Source organism: Roseateles sp. DB2 (genome assembly GCF_051857535.1).
Lineage (GTDB): Bacteria > Pseudomonadota > Gammaproteobacteria > Burkholderiales > Burkholderiaceae_C > Roseateles_B.
This window is the reverse complement of record NZ_JBPZGY010000002.1, coordinates 235496-255143: the sequence shown is the minus strand read 5'-3', so window position 1 is coordinate 255143 and position 19648 is coordinate 235496. Positions and strand designations below refer to the sequence as shown.

Below are 19648 nucleotides of genomic sequence, written 5' to 3'. Positions count from 1 at the left end.
TGCCTGTCTGTGGGCGGTCACGACACGGCTCAGACGTCTGTCAGTTCTTACGGGTCAAAGAAGCGTCCAGGTTTCGGCTCAGGCACAGAAGCACAGCCTCGCGGTCCCAGGGAGGGGAGCGAGGATCCGGCGGGTGCGCGATGAGGTAATGCCGTGAAACGGCCAAGACGGGGCCACCGGCCTCGGCATCGAGGACGCCAGGACCGGGCTCAGCGCCGGCTCAGCGGCCTGCCTGGGCGGCTGCGCGCAGCCCTTCGAGCCATTCCCGGTGGGACGGCAGGCTCTGCGCCAGGCGTCGGGCGCGGGCATCGACCTGCGCCAGCTGCTGCCGGGCCTCCCGGCGCTCCGCTTCAGCGATGGGGAAGCCGCGCGTCGAGAACTTCATGCCATACAGCACATACAGGTAGTTCTCGACACTGAAGAGCTCGAAGCGGCTGCCGAAGTCCGTGGCCTGAGGCGGCGCAACACGCCATTTCTCCAGGCGCTCGCGCAGAACCTCAGAGAGATGGCAAGGCTGCCGGTTGTCCAGCCAGAAGGCCGAATCGCTGCGGTCGGAGAGGTGGTAGTGGAGCTGGACGAAGTCGATGATGCGCTCCCAAGCCTCGCGGACAGCAGCATTGACATGGCGCCGCAGCGGGGGCTCGTCGCTGCGCTGGCGAGGGAAGTTCCTGGAGAGCAGCTGGGCAGAAAAGTCCGTCAGCAGGATGGAGGTGGCCTCCAGCGGCTCGACAAAGCCCTGCGCCAGCCCCAGGGCCACGCAGTTGTGGCTCCAGACCTGCTGGCGGTAGCCTATCCTCATGGCGATCTTGCGGGGAGCGAAGCCCGCCTCCGGACGACCCAGGTAGCGCGCGAAAGCTGCAACAGCCTCGTCCTCGCCCATGTAGGCGCTGGCATAGACAAAGCCGGTGCCACGGCGCTGGGTGACGGGGATGTCCCAGATCCAGCCCGCACGATGCGCCGTTGCCCGTGTGAAGGGCGCGATGGTCTCCTGCGGGCCCAGGGGCACCTGCTGGACCAGGGCCGTGTCTGTCAGCACCTGGTGCGACTTGTCCACAAAGGGCACCTTGAGCGCGCCTTGCGTCAGCAGCGAGGCGAAGCCGCTGCAATCCACGTAGAAGTCGAAGGCCAAGCGCTCACCGGCGGCGGTGCGCAGGGCTGCGATGCTGCCATCCCCCGCACGCTCGGCACCAACGATGGTCGCCACCTGGTGCCGGACGCCGAAGCGTTGTTGCGCATTGCGCGCCAGGAGTTGCGCGAACTGCTGGGCATTGACGTGATAGGCATAGTCCGCCTCGCCCACATAAGGGCCCGATGCGATCTGCTTGGGACTGCGGCCCGCCTCAGACATGCCCGCCGCAACGGATACGGCGTCAAAGGGCAGCTCACCGCCCTGCTCCAGCCAGTACGGCGTCACGTCCATGCCGCCTGGGAAGGGCGACGCGAAGGCGTGGAGGTAGTGGTGATCCGCACCATGCCTGGCCGCGTCCAGCCAGCCCTGGAATCTGATGCCCGTCTTGAAGGTGGTTTCGCAGGAAAGCATCAGCTCGGCTTCGCCGATGCCGAACTTCTGCAGCGACTGCTTGATGTAGGGCACCGTGCCCTCGCCCACGCCGATGATGGGGACCTCATCGGACTCGATGACCGTGATGCTCAGTTCAGGGTCGGCCAGCAACTCTCGCCCCAGGTGATTGGCCGCCAGCCAGCCTGCCGTGCCGCCGCCGATGATCGCGATGTTCCTGATCTTCATGGGACTCCTGCCTGACCTGGGTGAGCGATTGCCCTCGCGGGCCCTTCAGAGCTTGATGTACCAGCGCCGCCGGTCCATCAGCAACACGATGCCCGTCCACACCGCCACGAAAGCCAGGGCAAAGCTGAGGGATTGGATCTCGGGGCCGAAGGCGCTGCCTATCGGCGCAAACACCGTACCGTATAGCGGCGCCATCCAGCCGAAGCCTTCCAGGAACACGGTGCACATCCAGGCCCCCGCATAAGCCGCCATGGCATTGACGCCAAAGGCCCTCCCCAGGGGTGGCAGGCCGCGCCGGTCCACCAGCTCGTAGGCCAGGGCCAGAGCCGCGAAGGCCCAGCCGCCAGTCCAGAGCACGAAGCTGGGGGTCCACAGCTGCTTGTTCCAGGGCACCCACTGCGCGCCCAGGGCCCCCAGCAGGAGCAGCAGGGCGGCGGGCAGCCACAGACTGCGGCCTCGCCCCTGCCGCAGGCGCTCCCCGGCGATCAGGCCCAGCACCGTACTGGCCAGGGCGCCCAAGGTGCTGAGCAGCCCCTCGGGGTCGTGGCCCAGGCCTGTGGCCGCATCCCACTGGTAGTTCCAGCGGCCCAGGATCAGCGTATCCAGGCGCGAGGCAAGATTGGTCGAGGGCTCCCAGCCGCCGCCCCAGACCATCAGGCCGCCGTAGCCCAGCAGCAGCACAGCCACGCCGCCCCAGCGCGCGTGCTCGCTACGCCAGACGGTGCCCAGCAGGGAAGCGAAGGCCAGGCACAGGCCGATGCGCTGCATCACACCCATCAGGCGGTACTGTGGCTTGCCCATCAGCCACCAGGCCAGCAGGTGCAGCACCAGGCCCAGCGCGAAGACCTTGAGCGCGCGCCTCAGCAAAGGCGGCAGCACCACGCCGGCAGGCTCACTGCGGTTCCAGCGCCCCCCGGTGGCCAGGCTCAGGCTGGCGCCGGCGATCAGCAGGAAGAAGGGGAAGATCAGGTCGGTAGGCGTGCAGCCGTTCCAGGCGGCATGCTCGAGCGGCCAGAACACATGGCCCCAGTCGCCCGGGTTGTTGACCAGCAGCATGGCGGCCACCGTGAGGCCGCGCAGGGCATCGACGGATGCCAGACGTTGGGGAGCAGTCATCAGGCTTGCCGGAGGCTTCGGATTCAGAAATCGCAACGGCTCTCGAGCGCCGGCTGCGCAGTGGGCACGGTGTCTTCCCTGCTCCGCCCTTGGCGGCGATAGCTGGCAACGGCCGCCTCGACTTGTGCCGGACTCAGGACCTCGTTGCGTGCATGGAAGACCCAGTCCACGTCCTGCTCGTAGCGCCGCACGGCGCCGCCCGCAGGCAGGAGGCCGCCGGGCGAGAACCACAGGTTGAAGTTGATGGACATGGGCACCACCGGATAGTTGCGCCCACCGTGCTCGGCCACCTGGCGGCCGTCCAGGAACAGCCGCACGCGGCCTCCGCTCACCTGCATCAGCAGCACATGCCAGGCGGCATCGCCTGCACCGAGCGCGCCCATCTCCTCATGCGAGCCGTTGTAGGCCTGCCAGGGCTCGATGCGCACGGTCTGCCAGCTGATGCCGTAGAGCCGCGTCCTGTCGCTGCCCCAGCCGCCATTGGGCAAGTATTCCCAGTCGATCTCGCTGAACTCGGGGTCGAAGTCGTGGCGCAGCGGCGCGACGGCATAGAAGGTCTGGATCACAGGGTCGCCGTCCGCGCCCTGCACCGGCGCGTCGCTGAAGCGCACGCGAGCGGCATAGGTGCCCTCGAAGAACTTGCGCTGCTGGCACAGCTGGGCCTGGCGGGTGCCAGGGCCACTGCCATCAGTCTCTGCCACCAGGCGCAGCAGGCGGTTGCCCTTCTGCGCGGGGTCCTCGAGCAGCCGCAGCTGGGACTCCCCCCACTGCGCCCCCGGGACGCCGGGATGGCCTGGCGCCGTACGCGCCATCCAGCCGGCGGCACGCAGGCCGGCTAGATCGGCCTCGCTGAAATCGTCAAAAAAGCGGCCGGCCCCGCCCTGTGCGGTGGCCGGCCCAAGAGACAAGGCAAGCACAAGGCCTACCACATGAAGAACTGTCGAGCGCATCGCAGCGTGCTCAGTGCCCCGCGGGCAAGGCGCCTGCCTGGGGGGCCGCCTCCTCGGCGGCAGCATCCTGGGCCTGCGGGAACCGGACGAAGAAGTACAGCAACAGGGCCGGCACACCGCAGGCGATGGTCCAGAGGAAGAAGCGCTCGTAGCCCAGGGCCAGCTGCACATCGCCGCTGAAGGAGCGCGCCAGGATGAAGCCCAGCTGCATCACGCCCGAGCCCAGGGCGTAGTGGGCCGTCTGGAAGCGGCCGGGGGCCACCACCTGCATGATGAAGAGGATCATGCCGACGAAGCCGAAGCCGTAGCCGAACATCTCCAGCGCGATGGCCGCGCCGATGTGGACGATATCGGCGGGCCGCGCCGCAGCCAGGTAGTAGAAGGTGACGCTGGGCACGGCCATGGCCAGCAACAGCACCGGCATCGCACGGCGCAGGCTGAGCCTGGAGGTGAAATAGCCGCCCAGGATGCTGCCCACCAGGAAGGCCGCCGTGCCCACGGTGCCGTAGACGCCCCCCGTCTGCTCCTGCGTCAGGCCCAGGCCGCCCTTCTCCCGGGCTTCCAGGAGGAACAGCGGCCCAATGGTCTGCACCTGCCCTTCCGCCAGGCGAAACAGCACGATGAAGAGCATGAAGATCCAGATCCCGGGCTTGCGCAGCAGGTCGGCGATCACCTCGACCAGCGTTTGCCAGACGGCCGACGCCCCGCCCTTCTGGACCTGGGCTGGCAGCGGGTTGGGCAGCGCGAAGGCGTTGTAGCTGGCCAGCAGTGCGAGCAGCACGCCCAGCATCACGAAAATCGTGGTCCAGGCGTTGCTGAGACCGAAGCGCTCGGCCAGCAGGCCGGCCAGGATCAGCAGCCCGCCCTGCGTGAGGAACTTGGAGGCATTGAAGAAGGCGCCCTGCCAGCCCGCATAGGCCGCCTGCTCCTTGTCCGACAACGAGGCCATGTAGAGCCCGTCGCAGGCGATGTCATGGGTGGCAGAGGCATAGGCCAGCACGAAGAACACCGCCAGCGAGGCCCCGAACCAGCTGGGCAGCTGCAGCGCGAGGGCCACGGCCAGCAGGCCGACCGCACCCAGGAACTGCATGCTCACGACGATGCGCTTCTTGCTGGGGATCAGCTCCAGAAAGGGGCTCCACAGCGGCTTGAAGGCCCAGGCCAGGCCGATGAGGCTGGTCCAGCGCGCGATCTGGTCGTTCTCCACGCCCAGCTTCTTGTACATCATGCTGGCGATCAGCATGACCACGAAGAACTGCAGGCCCTGCACGAAGTACAGGCTGGGCACCCAGCGCAGCGGGTTGGCGGCCGGGGAGGCGGGGGCTTGCTGGATCGCGCTCATGGAAGTTCCTTGTTCTCGTTCTGTGCGACTGGCCTCAGCCCAGGCTCACCGGCGCGCTCGCCGTCGCGGCCAGCTCGCCCTGCAGCCAGCTCTTCAGCGCCGCCAGTGCGCCGTCGGCATAGCCCCAGCTGATGACGGTGGGGCCGCGCACATCCAAAGCCTGGAAGGGGTTCCACAGCACCAGGTGCAGGTCCGGCTGCCAGGCTGCGGCATTCGTGCCGTAGCGCAGGCGGTGCGTGGAGGCGACGATAGTCTTGCGGCCGTCCTGCGGCACCTGTGCCCAGTCCAGACCCAGGAGATCGTCCAGCATCACGATCTCGGCGTCCGCGAAGCTGCTGAAGAGGCCGGCGATCTGCGCGCCGGTCGGGCCGGCCTCGCTGACCATGTCGGTGGGCACATCGGTCTGCACATAGACGCGGATGGGCGCATCCAGCGCCGGGGCCTGCGCGGCACGCAGGGCCGTCAGGCCACGCGACCAGGCCTCGGCCATCAGTGCACCATCGGCCTCGCGCACAGCACCGCCGTATTCGTCATGGATCACGGGATAGGCCCGGGCCAGGCGGTCCAGGCGGTCGCGGGCTCGCGCCCCCTGCCCTGCCGTCAGCTCACCGCGGGCGAAGGCCTCCCGCAGCGCGCGCAGGGACTGGCCCTGTTCCTCCAGCGAGCCCTGGGCCAGGATCATGTCTGCGCCGGCCTGCAGGGCCAGCACGGCAGCGCGGTCGTAGCCGTAGCGCTCGCAGATGGCCTTCATCATCAGGGCGTCGGTGATCACCACCCCGTCGTAGCCCCACTCGCCGCGCAGGATGCCGCCCAGGATGGTGGCGGACAGCGTGGCCGGGTACTCGGGGTCGATCTGCGGGTAGACGATGTGCGCCGTCATCACCGCCGGTGCGATCTCGCGCAGGGCGTGGAAGGGGCGCAGTTCCAGGGCGTCGAGCTCGGCACGGCTCTTGTCCACGGTGGGCAGGGCCAGGTGCGAGTCCACATGCGTGTCGCCATGGCCGGGGAAATGCTTGACGCAGCAGGCCACGCCCTCGCGCAAGGAGCCCCACATCCAGGCACCGGCCAGGCGGGTGACCTCGTCGGCGCGCTCGGAGAAGCTGCGCTCGGCGATCACCGGGTTGGCCGGGTTGTTGTTGATGTCCAGCACCGGCGCGAAGTTCCAGTTCACGCCGATGCTGCGCAGGCCGCGGGCCACGGCGGCGCCCACGCGCTCGCACAGCTCGCTGTCACCCGCTGCGCCCAGGGCCATGGCCGAGGGCGCATGCGGCAGGAAGGTGGCTCGCACCACGGAGCCGCCTTCCTGGTCCAGGCCGATCAGGGCGTGGGGGCCCATGACCTCGCGCAGGTCGCGGGTCAGTTGGCGGACTTCCTCTTCCGTGCCCAGGTTCTTGCGGAACAGGCAGACGGCGCGGATCTTGTGCTCGCGCAGGAAGGCCGCGGTGGCCGCGTCCAGGGTCTTGCCCTGGATGTCGACCATCACGAGCTGGCCGGCGTCCTCGGGCGTGAAGGCTTGAGCATGGGTCATGGCAGCAGCTGTCTCAGTGGGTCTTGGTGACCTTGGCCAGATGGCGCGGCTGGTCGGGATTCAGGCCGCGGGCGCGGGCCAGGGCCTCGACCATGGGATAGAAGCTCTGGATGGCGGCGATGGGGTCGAGGTCCTCATTGCCCGTGCAGGCCAGCTCCAGCTCGGCGCCGGGCGTGCCGGCCGGCGCAGCCAGCAGGACGCGGGCGCCGCGGCCGCGCATTTCCTCGGCCAGGGCCACGAGTCCGGCCTGGGCCGGACCACGCGGCGCGAAGACCAGCAGCGGGTAGCCCTCTTCCACCAGGGCCATGGGGCCGTGCTTGACCTCGGCGCCCGAGAAGGCCTCGGCCTGGATGCCGCACGTTTCCTTGAACTTCAGGGCCGCCTCCAGCGCGATGGGCAGGCTGGTGCCGCGGCCGATGACGAAGAGCTTGTCCGCACCGCGCAGCGCTTCCACGGCGCTGTCCCAGCGCAGGCCCGCGGCCTTGACGAGATCGTCGGGCAGCTGCTGCAGCGCGGCGGCCAGGTCTTCGTCCCCTTGCCAGGCGGCGACCACGCGAGCGCCGGCCACCAGCTGGGCGATATAGCTCTTGGTCGCGGCCACGCTGTTCTCGGGTCCGGCGTGCAGGGAGAACACATGCTCGGCGGCCTCCGCCAGCGGCGAGCCGGCGGCATTGACGAAGGCCACGGTGCGCGCACCGCCCTCACGAAAGAAGCGCGTGGGCGCCACCAGGTCGGGGCTCTGGCCCGACTGCGAGAAGGCCAGGGACACCAAGCCCTCGCAGGCGATCTTGCTCTGGTAGAGCGTGATCAGGGACATGGGCAGCGAGGTGACCAGGCGGCCCAGGCGCGCCATCACGAGATAGGCCATGTAGTGGGCCGCATGGTCCGAGCTGCCACGGGCCACGGTCAGCAGGCTGCTGGGCGGGGAGGCGCGCAGCGATTCGCCCAGGGCCGCATAGGCGTTCTGGTCAGCGGCCAACTGGCGCGCCACGGCCGAGGGCGCCGACAGGCACTCTTCCAGCATGCGGGTCTTGATATCAAGCGAGGTCAATTCCATCTCCTTCAACGACCACGCCTTGCACCTGCAAATCACGGTCCAGCACCACAAAATCCGCCCAGGCGCCCACGGCCAGGCGGCCGCGGTCGCTGAGCCCCAGGTAATCCGCTGCGTAGGTCGAGACACGACGTGAGGCGTCCGCCATCTCCAGCCCCAGCCCGACCAGGTTGCGCAAGGCCTGGTCCATGGTCAGCGTGCTGCCGGCCAGCGTGCCGTCGGGCAGGCGCACGCCGCCCATGCATTTGGTGACGCGGTGGCGGCCCAGGCTGTACTCGCCATCGGGCATGCCGGCAGCGGCCGTCGAATCGGTCACGCAGAAGAGGCAGGGAATGGCGCGCAGCGCCACGCGCACAGCGCCCTCGTGCACATGCAGCAGGTCGGGGATGATCTCGGCGTAGCGCGCATGGGCCAGCGCCGCGCCCACCATGCCGGGCTCGCGATGGTGCAGGCCCGTCATGGCATTGAAGAGGTGGGTGAATCCGCCGGCGCCGCGCTCCAAGGCTTCGACGCCGTCTTCATAGGTGCCCAGCGTGTGCCCGATCTGCACCTGGAAGCCGGCCGAGCGCAGCTGCTCGGTGAGGTCCAGATTGCCGGGCAGCTCGGGCGCCAGCGTGATCAGGCGGATGGGGGCCAGGGCGTGCAGGGACTGCACCTCGGCCAGTTGGGCTGCGCGGGCGAAGTCGGGCTGGGCGCCCAGCTTGCCGGGGTTGATGTAGGGGCCTTCCAGATGCACGCCCAGCACGCGTGCTGCCTGGGGCTCGCGCTCGCGGCACACGGCGCCCAAGGCCGTGAGCGCCGTGCGGATCTCCTCCATGGGCGCGGTCATGGTGGTGGCCAGCAGGGAGGTCGTGCCATGGCGCACATGCAGGCGGGCGATCTGCCGGGCGGCATCGCCGCCCTCCATGGTGTCCCGGCCGCCGCCGCCGTGCACATGCACGTCGATGAAACCGGGAAGGATCAGGGGCAGATCCTGAGATCCGTGGCGGACCTCGTACTCGGTGACCGCCTCGCCCTCGATCCGGGTGATGCGGCCTCCTTGATGCTCCAGCACACCGCGGATAAATCCCGCAGGTGTCAGTACGAATCCGTCAGTGCGCTGTGCTTCGGTCATCCATCCCGCCTCATCTCCGCAACGAAGTCGTAGTAGTCGCTGCGGCAGTACGAATGGGTCAGCTCCACAGCCTGACCCGATTCCAGATAGCCCACCCGTGTGATGAACAACACGGCCTGACCCACGGGCACTTCCAGCAGGCTGGCGAGGCGGGCGTCGGCGTTGATGGCTCGAATGTGCTGGAGCGCGCGCACCGGGGCACCGCCCAGGCGGCCCAGGTGCTCGTAGAGCGAGGCGCTGACGGACGCCGGGTCCGGCAGCACCGCCTCGGGCAGCACGCTCACTTCGTAGGCCATGACCACGGCATCGGCCAGGCGCAGGCGCTCCAGGCGCGCGACGCGCTGGCCGGTGGTCAGGCCCAGGGAGAGCTGTTCGTCCGGCGCGGCCAGGGAGAAGCCGCGCGTGAGCCAGCGCGAGCTGGGCTTGAAACCGCGCTGGTGCAGCTCCTCGGAGAAGCTGGTCAGGCGCGACAGCGGCTGCTCCAGCTTCGGGGCGATGTAGTTGCCGGAGCCGCGCTTGCGGATGATCAGGCCCTGCTCGACCAGGCGGTCGATGGCCTTGCGCGCGGTCACGCGCGAGAGATCAAGGGACTCGGACAGCACCCGCTCGGAGGGCAGGGCTTCATCGGCCTGGTAGTGGCCTTCGCGGATCGCCTGCGCCAGCTTGTGCGCCAGCTGCATGTACAGCGGCGAGGCGGCTTCGGGATCAGGCTTGAATTGGAACGGCAGCTTTGTCATCGTGTACCCGTCTTGTCGTTGAGTGCACTGCCGACCAAGAGCAGTGCGCCGTCGGCCGAATCTCCTTGGGACTCGACGCAACGGGCACGAATGTTGCCTGAGAAATGAGCGAAAAGACGCCTGGCGATGCTGCCGGCCAAGGCGAGGGGCAATTCCTCCTGGGGATCGAGGCACAGGGCCAGTTGCTCCAGCGCCGTCACCGCCTGCGCGCGCAGGGCCTGCGCGGCGGCGTCGCCGGCATCGGCCGCGTCCAGCACCAGAGGCGCGAGCGAGGCAAAGCCATGCTGGCCGGCGGCCACGCACCAGGCCAGGATGGTCTCGCGATCGCGCCCCGCCACGGCCCACACCCGCCGGGCCAGTTCGCTGACTGGAACGCGGCCGTCCAGGGCCTGCTGAGCATGGCCCATGGCGCGCAGGCCCAGCCAGGCGCCGCTGCCTTCGTCGCCGGTGATCCAACCCCAGCCCGAGGCGATGGCGCGCGAGCCATCGGCACGCAGCACCTCGCCCACGGTGCCGGTGCCCGCGGCCACCACGGCGCCCGGGCGGCCGCCATGGGCGCCCAGCACGGTGGTGTAGCCGTCGTTCTCCAGCAGCACGGCGGCAAAGCCCGGCTGGGTGCGGATGAATTCTTGTGCGTCCGCCAGCACATTCGCGCCAGACAGGCCGGCGCCCAGCGCGCAGTCCGCCAGGGGCACGGCACCCAGCCCAGCCTGCTCGGCGGCCTGCTGCAGGGCCTGCTGAATGTGACGCCAGGCCTGGGCCACGCCCTGCCCCAGCGCCGAGGGACCAGCCTCGCCCTGGCCCAGCACGCGGCCAACTGCATCAGCCAGCTTGAGCCGCGTGCCCGTGCCGCCGCCATCCACCCCCACGCGGTAGCGCACCGAGGCCAGCGCCTCAGGGCGCGCCAGGGTGTGATGCAGGGGCAAGGGCTGATTCATAGTAATACCAGTTTAGTACCAGAATTAGCCAAGCGTCAATTGGTATTGCACTGGCTTACATGCAACATCGCCTGTCAGTGCAGGTGGCCAGGAAGCCGCCGATTTGATGACGATTTCATGGACTGGCCGACCGTTGCGGAGACGTATTGCCCAAACCGGAACAATACCAGTTTAGAACCAAGCGCGGCATGGGGGCGTTCCCAGGGTCTACCCGGGGCCAGCGGCCGCCAGCCCAGCGCGCAGCGGCGCCCCGGGGCGCGGCCAGGGCCGGCGGTTCAGACCTGCCAGTCCAGGGCCTGCCCGCGTGTCGCCAGCCAGGCTTGGGCGGCAGAGAAATGCCCGCAGCCGATGAAGGGCTGGGGCGGCCGCGTGGCAGACAGCGGCGAGGGATGGTTAGCCTGCAGCACCAGATGCTGCGACCCGGCCGCGGCGATCAGCGGGGCCTTGGCCTGGGCATGGGCGCCCCAGAGCAGGTAGACCTTGGGCGCCGGGTGTGCGGCGGTGGCGGCGATCAGCGCATCCGTCAGGGCTTCCCAGCCCTTCTTCGCATGGCTGCCCGCCGCGCCCTCCTCCACCGTCAGCGAGGTGTTGAGCAGCAGCACGCCCTGGCGGGTCCAGGCCCTCAGGTGGCCGTCGCGCGCAGGCGGCTGGCCCAGATCGCGCTGCAGCTCCTTGTAGATGTTGCGCAGCGAGGGCGGCAGCTTCTGCCCCACCGGCACCGAGAAGGCCAGGCCCTCGGCCTGCCCGGCGCCGTGGTACGGGTCCTGCCCGAGGATCACGACACGCACCGCGTCCAGCGGCGTGAGGCTCAGCGCACGCAGCGGCTCGGCCGGGAACACCGTGGCGCCCTCACGCTGGCGCCGCTCGACGAAGGCGACCAGGGCCTGGCCCTCGGCACTCTGCCGCCAGCGCTGCACCACGGGCTGCCAGCCGGGCGGCAGTGCGGCGTGATCCAGCACCTCGCCCAGCGGGCGCGCCAGGGCATTGGGCGCCGCGGCGCCGTCGTCGTCGTCCAGCAGCGAGCCCTGCATCAGGCGAACAAGGCCGCCAGGGCCTCGCCAGGTTCGGGCGCGCGCATGAAGGCCTCGCCCACCAGGAAGGCGTGGACGTCGTGATCGCGCATGCGCTGCACATCGGCCCGCGAAAGGATGCCGGACTCCGTCACCAGCAGGCGGTCGGCCGGCACGCGATCGAGCAGGCCCAGCGTCGTGTCCAGGGTCACCTCGAAGGTGCGCAGATTGCGGTTGTTGATGCCGACCAGCGGCGTCTTCAGGCGCAGGGCGCGGTCCAGCTCGGCGCCGTCGTGCACCTCGACCAGCACGTCCATGCCCAGGTCCAGCGCACAGGCTTCGAGATCGGCCATCAGCGCGTCATCGAGGCTGGCGGCGATCAGCAGCACGCAATCTGCGCCCATGGCCCGGGCCTCGACGATCTGGTACTCGTCCACCATGAAGTCCTTGCGCAGCACCGGCAACGCGCAGGCGGCGCGTGCGGCCAGCAGGTACTCGGTGGCGCCCTGGAAGAAGGGGCGGTCGGTCAGCACGCTGAGGCAGGCCGCGCCGTGACGGGCGTAGCTCTGCGCGATCTCCGCAGGGCGAAAGTCCTCGCGCAGCACGCCCTTGCTGGGGCTGGCCTTCTTGATCTCGGCGATGACGCCGCTGCGCCCCGCCGCGATGGCGCTGCGCAGCGAGGCGGCGAAGCCGCGCGCGGGCTCTTGTGCCGCGGCCTCCTCGCGCAGACTGGCCAGTGATCGGAGCGCACGCGCCGCGGCCACTTCCTCGTGCTTGACGGCATTGATCTTGTTCAGGATGTCGGACATGGTCTTGGCTCGATTCAGGAATTCAGGAACGCGGCCGTCGCCCTCACAGCGTCAGCCCCTCACGCCGCACCTGTAGGCGCTGGGCCAGGGCGTCGGCGATCTGGCTCACCAGCTGATGCTCCTCGCGGCTGGCGCCGCCGCGGGTCTCCAGCACGCGCAGCGCCTTGCCGCCGTCTTCGTGGCGGAACTCGAGGGCCAGCGAGCGGCGCTTGGAGCCGCCCACGCAGAACAGGCCCCAGCCGGGGCCGTCCAGGCGACGCGGCTCACCATCGACGCCCACGGGATCGAGCTGGCGTGAGGCGAAATCCAGGCGCCAGCCCAGGTGCTCGCGGCGCATGAAGCCCCACGCGGCCATGCCCGCCACGACCAGGCTCAGCGCCAGCCAGCCGGCAGCGCCGCGCATCGAGGCGGGCAGCGCCGGCACGCCCCACAGGCCCAGCGCCGTGCCCGCGAGGCCCAGGCCCCAGGACAGCGGGTGCACCTCCACGCGCGGCAGCAGCACCTGGCCGGTCTGCGGGATCTCGTCCCGCAGACGCCGGAACAGGGCAGCGCTGGACCTCATGCGGCGAGCGCGCGCGTGGTGGCCACGAACTGGTCGAGCTTGGCCCGCGCCGCGCCACTGCGGATGGCCTCGCGGGCGCGCTCGATGCCGTCGGCGATGTTGTCCGCCACATTGGCGGCGTAAAGCGTGGCACCGGCGTTGAGCAGCACGATGTCGCGCGCCGGGCCGGCTTCATCAGCCAGGGCGCCGAGCAGCATCTGGCGGCTGTCCTCGGGGCCCGCCACCTTCAGGCTGCGGTTGGAGGCCATGGCCAGGCCGAAGTCCTCGGGATGGATCTCGTACTCGCGGATCTCGCCATTCTTCAGCTCGCCCACGAGGGTGCCGGCGCCCAGCGAGATCTCGTCCATGCCATCCTTGCCGTAGACGACCACGGCGTGCTCGGCCCCGAGGCGCTGCATCACGCGCACCTGGATGCCGACGAGGTCCGGGTGAAACACGCCCATCAGGATGTTGGGCGCGCCGGCCGGGTTGGTCAGCGGGCCCAGGATGTTGAAGATGGTGCGCACGCCCAGCTCCTTGCGCACCGGCGCGATGTTCTTCATGGCCGGGTGGTGGTTGGGTGCGAACATGAAGCCGATGCCGCACTGCGCCACGCTGGCCGCCACCTGCTCGGGGCTCAGCATGATGTTGGCGCCCAGGGCCTCCAGCACGTCGGCGCTGCCGGTCTTGCTGGAGACGCTGCGATTGCCATGCTTGGCCACCTGTGCGCCGGCCGCGGCGGCCACGAACATCGAGCAGGTGCTGATGTTGAAGGTGTGGGCGCCATCGCCGCCCGTGCCGACCACATCGACCAGATGCGGCTTTAGCCCCAGCGGCACCTTGACGGAGAACTCGCGCATGACCTGCGCGGCGGCGGTGATCTCGCCGATGGTCTCCTTCTTGACGCGCAGGCCGATCAGCAGGGCCGCGGCCATCACGGGCGACATATCCCCGCTCATGATGCGGCGCATCAGGGTCAGCATCTCGTCGTGGAAGATCTCGCGGTGCTCGATGGTCCGCGTCAGGGCTTCGTTATCGGTGATGGGCATGACGGTCCCCGTTCAGGCGTTGAAGTAGTCGCGGACGGCGGCGATGGCGTGGTCCACGCCTGCCGCATCGACGTCCAGATGGGTCACGAAGCGCAGCCGGTACAGGCCGGTGGCCAGCACGCCGCGCTCCTTCAGAAAGGGCAGCAGACCGGCCGCCCGCCCGGCATCGCTCACATCGGCGAAGACGATATTGGTCTGCGGCGCCTCGATGGCAAGACCTGGCACCCCGGCCAGGCCTTCGGCGAGACGGCGCGCAAGGGCGTGGTCCTCGGCCAGACGCTGCACGTGGTGGTCCAGTGCGTGATGGGCCGCCGCAGCCAGCAGGCCGGCCTGGCGCAGGCCGCCGCCGGCCATCTTGCGCCAGCGGTGGGCGCTCTTGATGAAGTCGCGCGAACCGCACAGCACCGAGCCTACCGGGGCGCCCAGGCCCTTGGAGAAGCACACGGAGACGCTGTCGAAATGGCTGCAGATGCGGCGCGCCGCGGCGTACGGGTCTGCCGCATCCACGGCCACGGCCGCGTTGAAGAGCCGCGCGCCGTCGAGGTGGCGGGCCAGGCCGCGACGCTGCGCCAGCTCGGAGGCCGCAGCCAGGTAGTCCATGGACAGCACTTTGCCGCCGATGGTGTTCTCCAGCGTCAGCAGCCGCGTGCGGGCGAAGTGGGCGTCGTCGGGCTTGATATTGGCCTCGATGTCGGCCAGCAGCAGGCTGCCGTCGGGCTGCTGCGGCAGGGGCTGGGGCTGGATGGAGCCCAGCACCGCCGCGCCGCCACCTTCCCAGCGGTAGGTGTGGGCCATCTGGCCAACGAGGTATTCGTCGCCGCGCTGGCAGTGGCTCATCAGCGCGCAGAGGTTGCTCTGCGTGCCCGTGGGCATGAAGAGCGCCGCCTCGAAGCCCAGCAGGCCCGCGAGCTTCTCCTGCAGCGCATTGACGCTGGGGTCATCGCCGAACACATCGTCGCCCAGGGGCGCAGCCATCATGGCCTCGCGCATGGCCGGTGTGGGCTGGGTGACGGTATCGCTTCGCAAGTCGATCATGGGGGCATCACTCCTTGATGTGGTGGCCTGACCTTGCAGCGCTCAAGGCTTCAGGAGCAGGAAGTTCCTCAGCATTGCATGGCCGTGCTCGGACAGGATGGACTCCGGGTGGAACTGCACGCCTTCCAGCGGCGTGGCCGTGCCGGCCAGCTCGCGGTGACGCAGGCCCATGATCTCGCCGTCCTCGCTGCGCGCTGTGACGACGAACTCCTTGGGGAAGGTGGCTTCCTCGACGACCAGCGAGTGGTAGCGCACCACCGTGAAGTCCTTCGGCAGATCGGAGAAGACGCCCTGCTGGTCTGTGCTGATCACGCTGGTCTTGCCGTGCATCTGCGTCTTCGCCCGCACGATGTTGGCGCCGAAGGCCGCGCCCATGCTTTGGTGGCCCAGGCACACGCCCAGCAACGGCAGCTTGCCGGCGAAGTGGCGGATGGCCTCCACGCAGACACCGGCCTCGGCCGGCGAGCAGGGGCCCGGGGAGAAGACGAGATGGTCGGGCTTCAGCGCCGCGATCTCGCTGACGGTGATCTCGTCATTGCGCACCACCTTCACCTCAGCGCCGAGCTCGCCGAAGTACTGCACCAGGTTGAAGGTGAAGCTGTCGTAGTTGTCGATCATCAGCAGCATGTCAGGCCTCTTCTCGTGCGGGGCGGGCAGTCTTGGGATGGGTCGGGGCGCGCATCAGAAGCCCTCCTCGACCAGCTCGGCCGCGCGCAGCAGGGCGCGGGCCTTGGCCTCGGTTTCCTGCCATTCCAGCGCGGGCACGGAGTCCGCCACCACGCCGGCCGCGGCCTGCACGTAGAGCATCTGGTCCTGCACGATGCCGGTGCGGATGGCGATGGCCAGGTCCATGTCGCCCGCATAGCTGAGGTAGCCGCAGGCGCCGCCGTAGATGCCGCGCTTGACGGGCTCCAGCTCGTCGATGATCTCCATGGCGCGGATCTTGGGCGCACCGGACAGCGTGCCCGCCGGGAAGGTGGCACGCAGCACGTCCATATTGGAGAGGCCCGGCTTGAGCAGGCCCTCAACGTTGGAGACGATGTGCATCACATGCGAGTAGCGCTCGACGGCGAAAGCGTCCGTCACCTGCACGCTGCCGGTCTTGGCGATGCGGCCGATGTCGTTGCGGGCGAGGTCGATGAGCATGAGGTGCTCGGCACGCTCCTTCGGGTCGGCCTTGAGCTCGGCCTCCAGTGCTCGGTCCAGTTCGGGCGTGGCGCCGCGCGGGCGGGTGCCGGCCAGGGGGCGGATGGTGATCTTCTCGCCTTCGGGCACGCGCTCGTGGCGCACCAGAATCTCGGGCGAGGCGCCGACGATCTGGAAGTCCCCCATGTCGTAGAAGTACATGTAGGGGCTCGGGTTCAGCGAGCGCAGCGCGCGGTAGAGGCTCAGCGGGGACTCGGTATAGCGCTTGGACAGGCGCTGGCCGAAGACGATCTGCATGCAGTCGCCCGCGGCGATGTACTCCTTGGCGCGCAGCACGGCGGCCTCGTAGCCGGCCCGCGAGAACTCGCGCTGCACCGGGTGCTGCTGCCCGCGTTTCACCTGTGGGGCCGAGACGCTGTAGCTGAGCTTGTCCCGCAATTCGGCCAGGCGTTTCTTGGCCTTGAAGTAGGCCTCGGGCTGGGCTGGGTCGGCATAGACGATCAGGTAGAGGCGGCCGGAGAGGTTGTCGATGACGGCCAACTCCTCGCACTGCAGCAGCATGACGTCGGGGGTGGCCAGGCCGCCCGTCTTCTCTGTCTTGGCGAGGCGGGGTTCGATGTAGCGCACGGCGTCGTAGCCGAAGTAGCCGGCCAGACCGCCGCAGAAACGCGGCATGCCGGGGCGCAGGGCCACCTTGAAGCGCTGCTGGTAGGCCTCGATGAACTCCAGGGGGTTGCCCTCATGGCGCTCGACGAGCTCGCCATCGCGGCGGACCTCGGTACACAGGCCTTCGCTGCGCAGCACGGTGCGCGCCGGCAGGCCGATGAAAGAGTAGCGCCCGAAGCGCTCGCCGCCCACCACTGATTCCAGCAGGAAGCTGTGACGGCCCTGGCCGGCACCGGCGCAGAGCTTCAGGTAGAGCGACAGTGGGGTTTCAAGGTCCGCAAAGGCCTCGCTGATAAGGGGGATGCGGTTGTAGCCTTCTGCGGCCAGACTCTGGAATTCCAGTTCGGTGATCACGTTCAATGCTCTCGCGAATGCATCGGCGCCGGCCAGGGGCACGGGGCGCTCGATCGTTCAGATCAGCTTGGCTCGCATGCCGCGGCGCTGCCAGGGGCAGCACCGGCGCACGGGTTCGCAACAGGATTCGCGGAAGTGTGGGCCCCGGGAACCGGGGCCGGCAAGCAGGCCAGGCGCTTCAGTGGGTGAAGGCGGACGGGCGTCGCCAGGGCCAGGCTCCCCGGTCGTTCGACCCCTTGATCTGCTTGCGCGTGATGAACATAGTGCGGGCGAGTGTAGCAGTGCTACACGAAAACTGAGACTTGTCCCTAGCGCAAGGCTTCGTCGTTCAGACATACTCCTTTTTACAAGTTCTGCAGCTGTCATGCAGACATCCTCCTTGGAGTGAGACATGCGTCGTTTGATTCTTGCAGCGCTGGTAGCGCTGGCATTGCCCATGGGCGCGGGTGCCCAGACCGTCGAGCTGGCGGGCGTGAAGTACGACCCCCAGGCCGAGTTGGGCGGGCAGAAGCTGGTCCTCAATGGTGCAGGCATCCGCTACAAGGCCATCTTCAAGGTCTACACCGCCGGCCTCTACCTCAAGGACAAGGCCGGCACGCCCGATGGCGTGTTCACCATGGCCGGCCCCAAGCGCCTGTCCATCCACATGCTGCGCGAGATCGACGCCAACGAGCTGGGCAAGCTCTTCACCAAGGGCATGCAGGACAACGCCAGCCCCGAGGACTTCTCCAAGTCCATCCCGGGCGTGATGCGCATCGCCGAGGTCTTCGCGGCCAAGAAGAAGATGGTCAGCGGCGAAGGCTTCTCCGTGGACTATGTCCCGGGCGTGGGTACCCTGGTGCTGGTCAACGGCAAGGCGCAGGGCGAGCCCATCAAGGAACCGGAGTTCTTCACCACGCTGATGCGCATCTGGCTGGGCAAGAACCCAGCGGACAGCCAGCTCAAGGACGCCCTGCTAGGCATCCAGCCGCAAGGCCGCAGCCGCTGAGCGGCACGCCGGCTCAGGACGCCTGCGGGCGTCCGATGCATCAGGGGCCGCGGCACCTGCGGGCGCTCGATATGTGATCAGCAGCGCCTGCGGGCGCCTGTCGTCGGGCTCAAGACACCAGCAGGCGCCCGATGTGATCCAACCGATCCAGGTGCGCCAGGGCCGGCACCTCGTCGATGGGCTCGCCGTGGTTGTAGCCATGACGCAGCAGCACCACCGGGCAGCCGGCCGCATGGGCGGCCTGTGCGTCGTTGCTGGAGTCCCCGATCATCCAGGCCTCCTGCGGCGCCACGCCCAGGGCTTCGCAGGTCTTGAGCAGGGGCAGCGGATCGGGCTTCTTGCGCTCGAAATCGTCCCCGCCGAAGACCCGGTCGAAGTAGCCCGACAGGCCCTTGGCCGCCAGCAGGTCGCGGGCGAAGCGCGCCGGCTTGTTGGTCAGGCAGGCCATGGGCAGACCCTGCGCCTTGAGCAGGTCCAGGCCCTCCACCGTGCCCGGGAACAGGTCCGAGGCCTGCCCGTTGAGCTGCAGGTAGTGCGCCTGGTAGCGCGCCCAGGCGGTCTCGTAGAGGCCGGCATCTCCTCCCACCTCGCGCAGGGCCGCGCGGATCAACTGCTCGCTGCCGCGGCCCACGGCCTGCAGCACCCATTCGCGTGAGACCGCCGGCAGGCCGAGGTCGGCCAGGGTCCGGGTCAGCACAGCGACGAAATCGCCGACGGTATCCACCAGGGTGCCGTCGAGGTCGATGAGAAAGGCCTGCGGAGGCAAGGAAGGCGTGAAACGCGCGTTCAAGGCAGGGTCCTGCGCTCAAGGAATGGAAGGTCTTCCATTTCAACACAGGCCAGCACCACCGGACCGGCCGAGCGCAATGACGTGCTTTTCGCCCGTCCGAAACGCATATCGCCGCGGAGCATGGACTAACCAGGTTATGCCAAGGGCGATCAGCGAACAGCGTCCGCCGCAACCTGTAAAGCCTTACATACAGCACAAAACTTTGACACGTCTCAACAGTATTGATATTAGTATCGCGCCCACCATACAGCGGTCATCCCGTTTGGGGGCTTCAAGACCAGCCAGTGTCACGCCACCCATGCGTGCCAGCCAGTGCCTTGCCCATGCGCCCAACATGCCGTCTGCCTGGATTCGCGGAAAGCCAATGCCCTCTGGGAATTGCCGCACGTGCATCGATGGCCACGACCAAGAGGCACCGCTGCGTGAGCAGCCTCTGAATCGACGCCGACCCGTGTTCATCGCCGATTGGCGCGTCAGTCGATAGATCGATTGATGAATCGAAAGGCGATTGGACCGTTCATCTTGAACGTTATCACTCGACGCCGATTCAGCAACAGATCGGCTTTCACAACTGATTTGCTAGGAGAAATGCAAATGACTGATCGTGGCTACTCGTCCACCTCAGCACTTCTGGACCAAGCGCCTGAATACACATTCGGGATGACTTCGTTCATGGAAGCGCCGACCGCTGACCCAACTCAACAGGTCAGCGCCTACCATGAACTTGTCGAAGC

At 68.5% G+C, this 19648-nt stretch carries 18 protein-coding genes; 1 reads left to right on the top strand and 17 read right to left on the bottom strand.

Going from position 1 to position 19648, the window contains the following annotated elements:
- Positions 1-220: 220 nt before the first annotated feature.
- From ACS5PK_RS03550 to trpE, 16 genes are all read right to left on the bottom strand, one after another.
- The gene (locus ACS5PK_RS03550; protein WP_439438903.1) at positions 221-1747 is read right to left on the bottom strand and encodes a tryptophan halogenase family protein; all 1527 of its coding nucleotides are present in this window, start codon (positions 1745-1747) and stop codon (positions 221-223) included.
- A gap of 45 nt (positions 1748-1792) precedes the next feature.
- The gene (locus ACS5PK_RS03545; RefSeq protein ID WP_439438902.1) at positions 1793-2863 is read right to left on the bottom strand and encodes an acyltransferase family protein; all 1071 of its coding nucleotides are present in this window, start codon (positions 2861-2863) and stop codon (positions 1793-1795) included.
- A 23-nt stretch (positions 2864-2886) separates the two neighbouring features.
- Positions 2887-3813: a glycoside hydrolase family 16 protein gene (locus ACS5PK_RS03540; RefSeq protein WP_439438901.1), complete on the bottom strand. Its 927-nt coding sequence runs from the start codon at positions 3811-3813 to the stop codon at positions 2887-2889.
- A gap of 10 nt (positions 3814-3823) precedes the next feature.
- Positions 3824-5155: an MFS transporter gene (locus ACS5PK_RS03535; protein ID WP_439438900.1), complete on the bottom strand. Its 1332-nt coding sequence runs from the start codon at positions 5153-5155 to the stop codon at positions 3824-3826.
- A 34-nt stretch (positions 5156-5189) separates the two neighbouring features.
- Positions 5190-6683, bottom strand: coding sequence for a beta-N-acetylhexosaminidase (gene nagZ / locus ACS5PK_RS03530; protein ID WP_439438899.1), 1494 nt, complete (start codon positions 6681-6683; stop codon positions 5190-5192).
- A 13-nt stretch (positions 6684-6696) separates the two neighbouring features.
- Entirely contained in the window at positions 6697-7740 is a 1044-nt protein-coding gene (locus tag ACS5PK_RS03525) for an SIS domain-containing protein (protein WP_439438898.1), read from the bottom strand.
- Positions 7721-8851 carry an N-acetylglucosamine-6-phosphate deacetylase gene (nagA, locus tag ACS5PK_RS03520; RefSeq protein WP_439438897.1) on the bottom strand — a complete coding sequence of 377 codons (1131 nt, stop codon included), beginning with the start codon at positions 8849-8851 and terminating at the stop codon, positions 7721-7723. Before nagA ends, ACS5PK_RS03525 begins: the two co-directional genes overlap by 20 nt.
- Positions 8848-9588, bottom strand: a complete 741-nt coding sequence (locus ACS5PK_RS03515) for a GntR family transcriptional regulator (protein WP_439438896.1) — start codon at positions 9586-9588, stop codon at positions 8848-8850. Before ACS5PK_RS03515 ends, nagA begins: the two co-directional genes overlap by 4 nt.
- Positions 9585-10514, bottom strand: a complete 930-nt coding sequence (locus tag ACS5PK_RS03510) for a BadF/BadG/BcrA/BcrD ATPase family protein (protein ID WP_439438895.1) — start codon at positions 10512-10514, stop codon at positions 9585-9587. Before ACS5PK_RS03510 ends, ACS5PK_RS03515 begins: the two co-directional genes overlap by 4 nt.
- Before the next feature lie 287 nt (positions 10515-10801).
- Complete coding sequence (locus ACS5PK_RS03505; protein ID WP_439438894.1) at positions 10802-11557, bottom strand: uracil-DNA glycosylase; 756 nt, start codon at positions 11555-11557, stop codon at positions 10802-10804.
- The gene (trpC, locus tag ACS5PK_RS03500) at positions 11557-12345 is read right to left on the bottom strand and encodes an indole-3-glycerol phosphate synthase TrpC (RefSeq protein ID WP_439438893.1); all 789 of its coding nucleotides are present in this window, start codon (positions 12343-12345) and stop codon (positions 11557-11559) included. Before trpC ends, ACS5PK_RS03505 begins: the two co-directional genes overlap by 1 nt.
- Before the next feature lie 43 nt (positions 12346-12388).
- A complete protein-coding gene (locus ACS5PK_RS03495; protein ID WP_439438892.1) occupies positions 12389-12907 on the bottom strand; it encodes a hypothetical protein in 519 nt (172 codons plus the stop codon).
- Complete coding sequence (trpD, locus tag ACS5PK_RS03490) at positions 12904-13935, bottom strand: anthranilate phosphoribosyltransferase (protein WP_439438891.1); 1032 nt, start codon at positions 13933-13935, stop codon at positions 12904-12906. Before trpD ends, ACS5PK_RS03495 begins: the two co-directional genes overlap by 4 nt.
- Positions 13936-13947: 12 nt before the next feature.
- Positions 13948-14970, bottom strand: coding sequence for a low-specificity L-threonine aldolase (gene ltaE, locus ACS5PK_RS03485; RefSeq protein WP_439438890.1), 1023 nt, complete (start codon positions 14968-14970; stop codon positions 13948-13950).
- A gap of 42 nt (positions 14971-15012) precedes the next feature.
- On the bottom strand, positions 15013-15597 hold the full coding sequence (locus tag ACS5PK_RS03480) for an anthranilate synthase component II (protein WP_439438889.1): 585 nt from the start codon (positions 15595-15597) through the stop codon (positions 15013-15015).
- A 54-nt stretch (positions 15598-15651) separates the two neighbouring features.
- Positions 15652-17136: an anthranilate synthase component I gene (trpE, locus tag ACS5PK_RS03475; RefSeq protein WP_439438888.1), complete on the bottom strand. Its 1485-nt coding sequence runs from the start codon at positions 17134-17136 to the stop codon at positions 15652-15654.
- A 391-nt stretch (positions 17137-17527) separates the two neighbouring features.
- Here trpE and ACS5PK_RS03470 point away from each other — a divergent pair, with 391 nt between their 5' ends.
- Positions 17528-18124: a chalcone isomerase family protein gene (locus ACS5PK_RS03470; protein WP_439438887.1), complete on the top strand. Its 597-nt coding sequence runs from the start codon at positions 17528-17530 to the stop codon at positions 18122-18124.
- 109 nt (positions 18125-18233) lie between these two features.
- Here the strand turns inward: ACS5PK_RS03470 and gph are convergent, their stop codons facing one another.
- Complete coding sequence (gene gph, locus ACS5PK_RS03465; RefSeq protein ID WP_439438886.1) at positions 18234-18914, bottom strand: phosphoglycolate phosphatase; 681 nt, start codon at positions 18912-18914, stop codon at positions 18234-18236.
- Between the last annotated feature and the right edge of the window lie 734 nt (positions 18915-19648).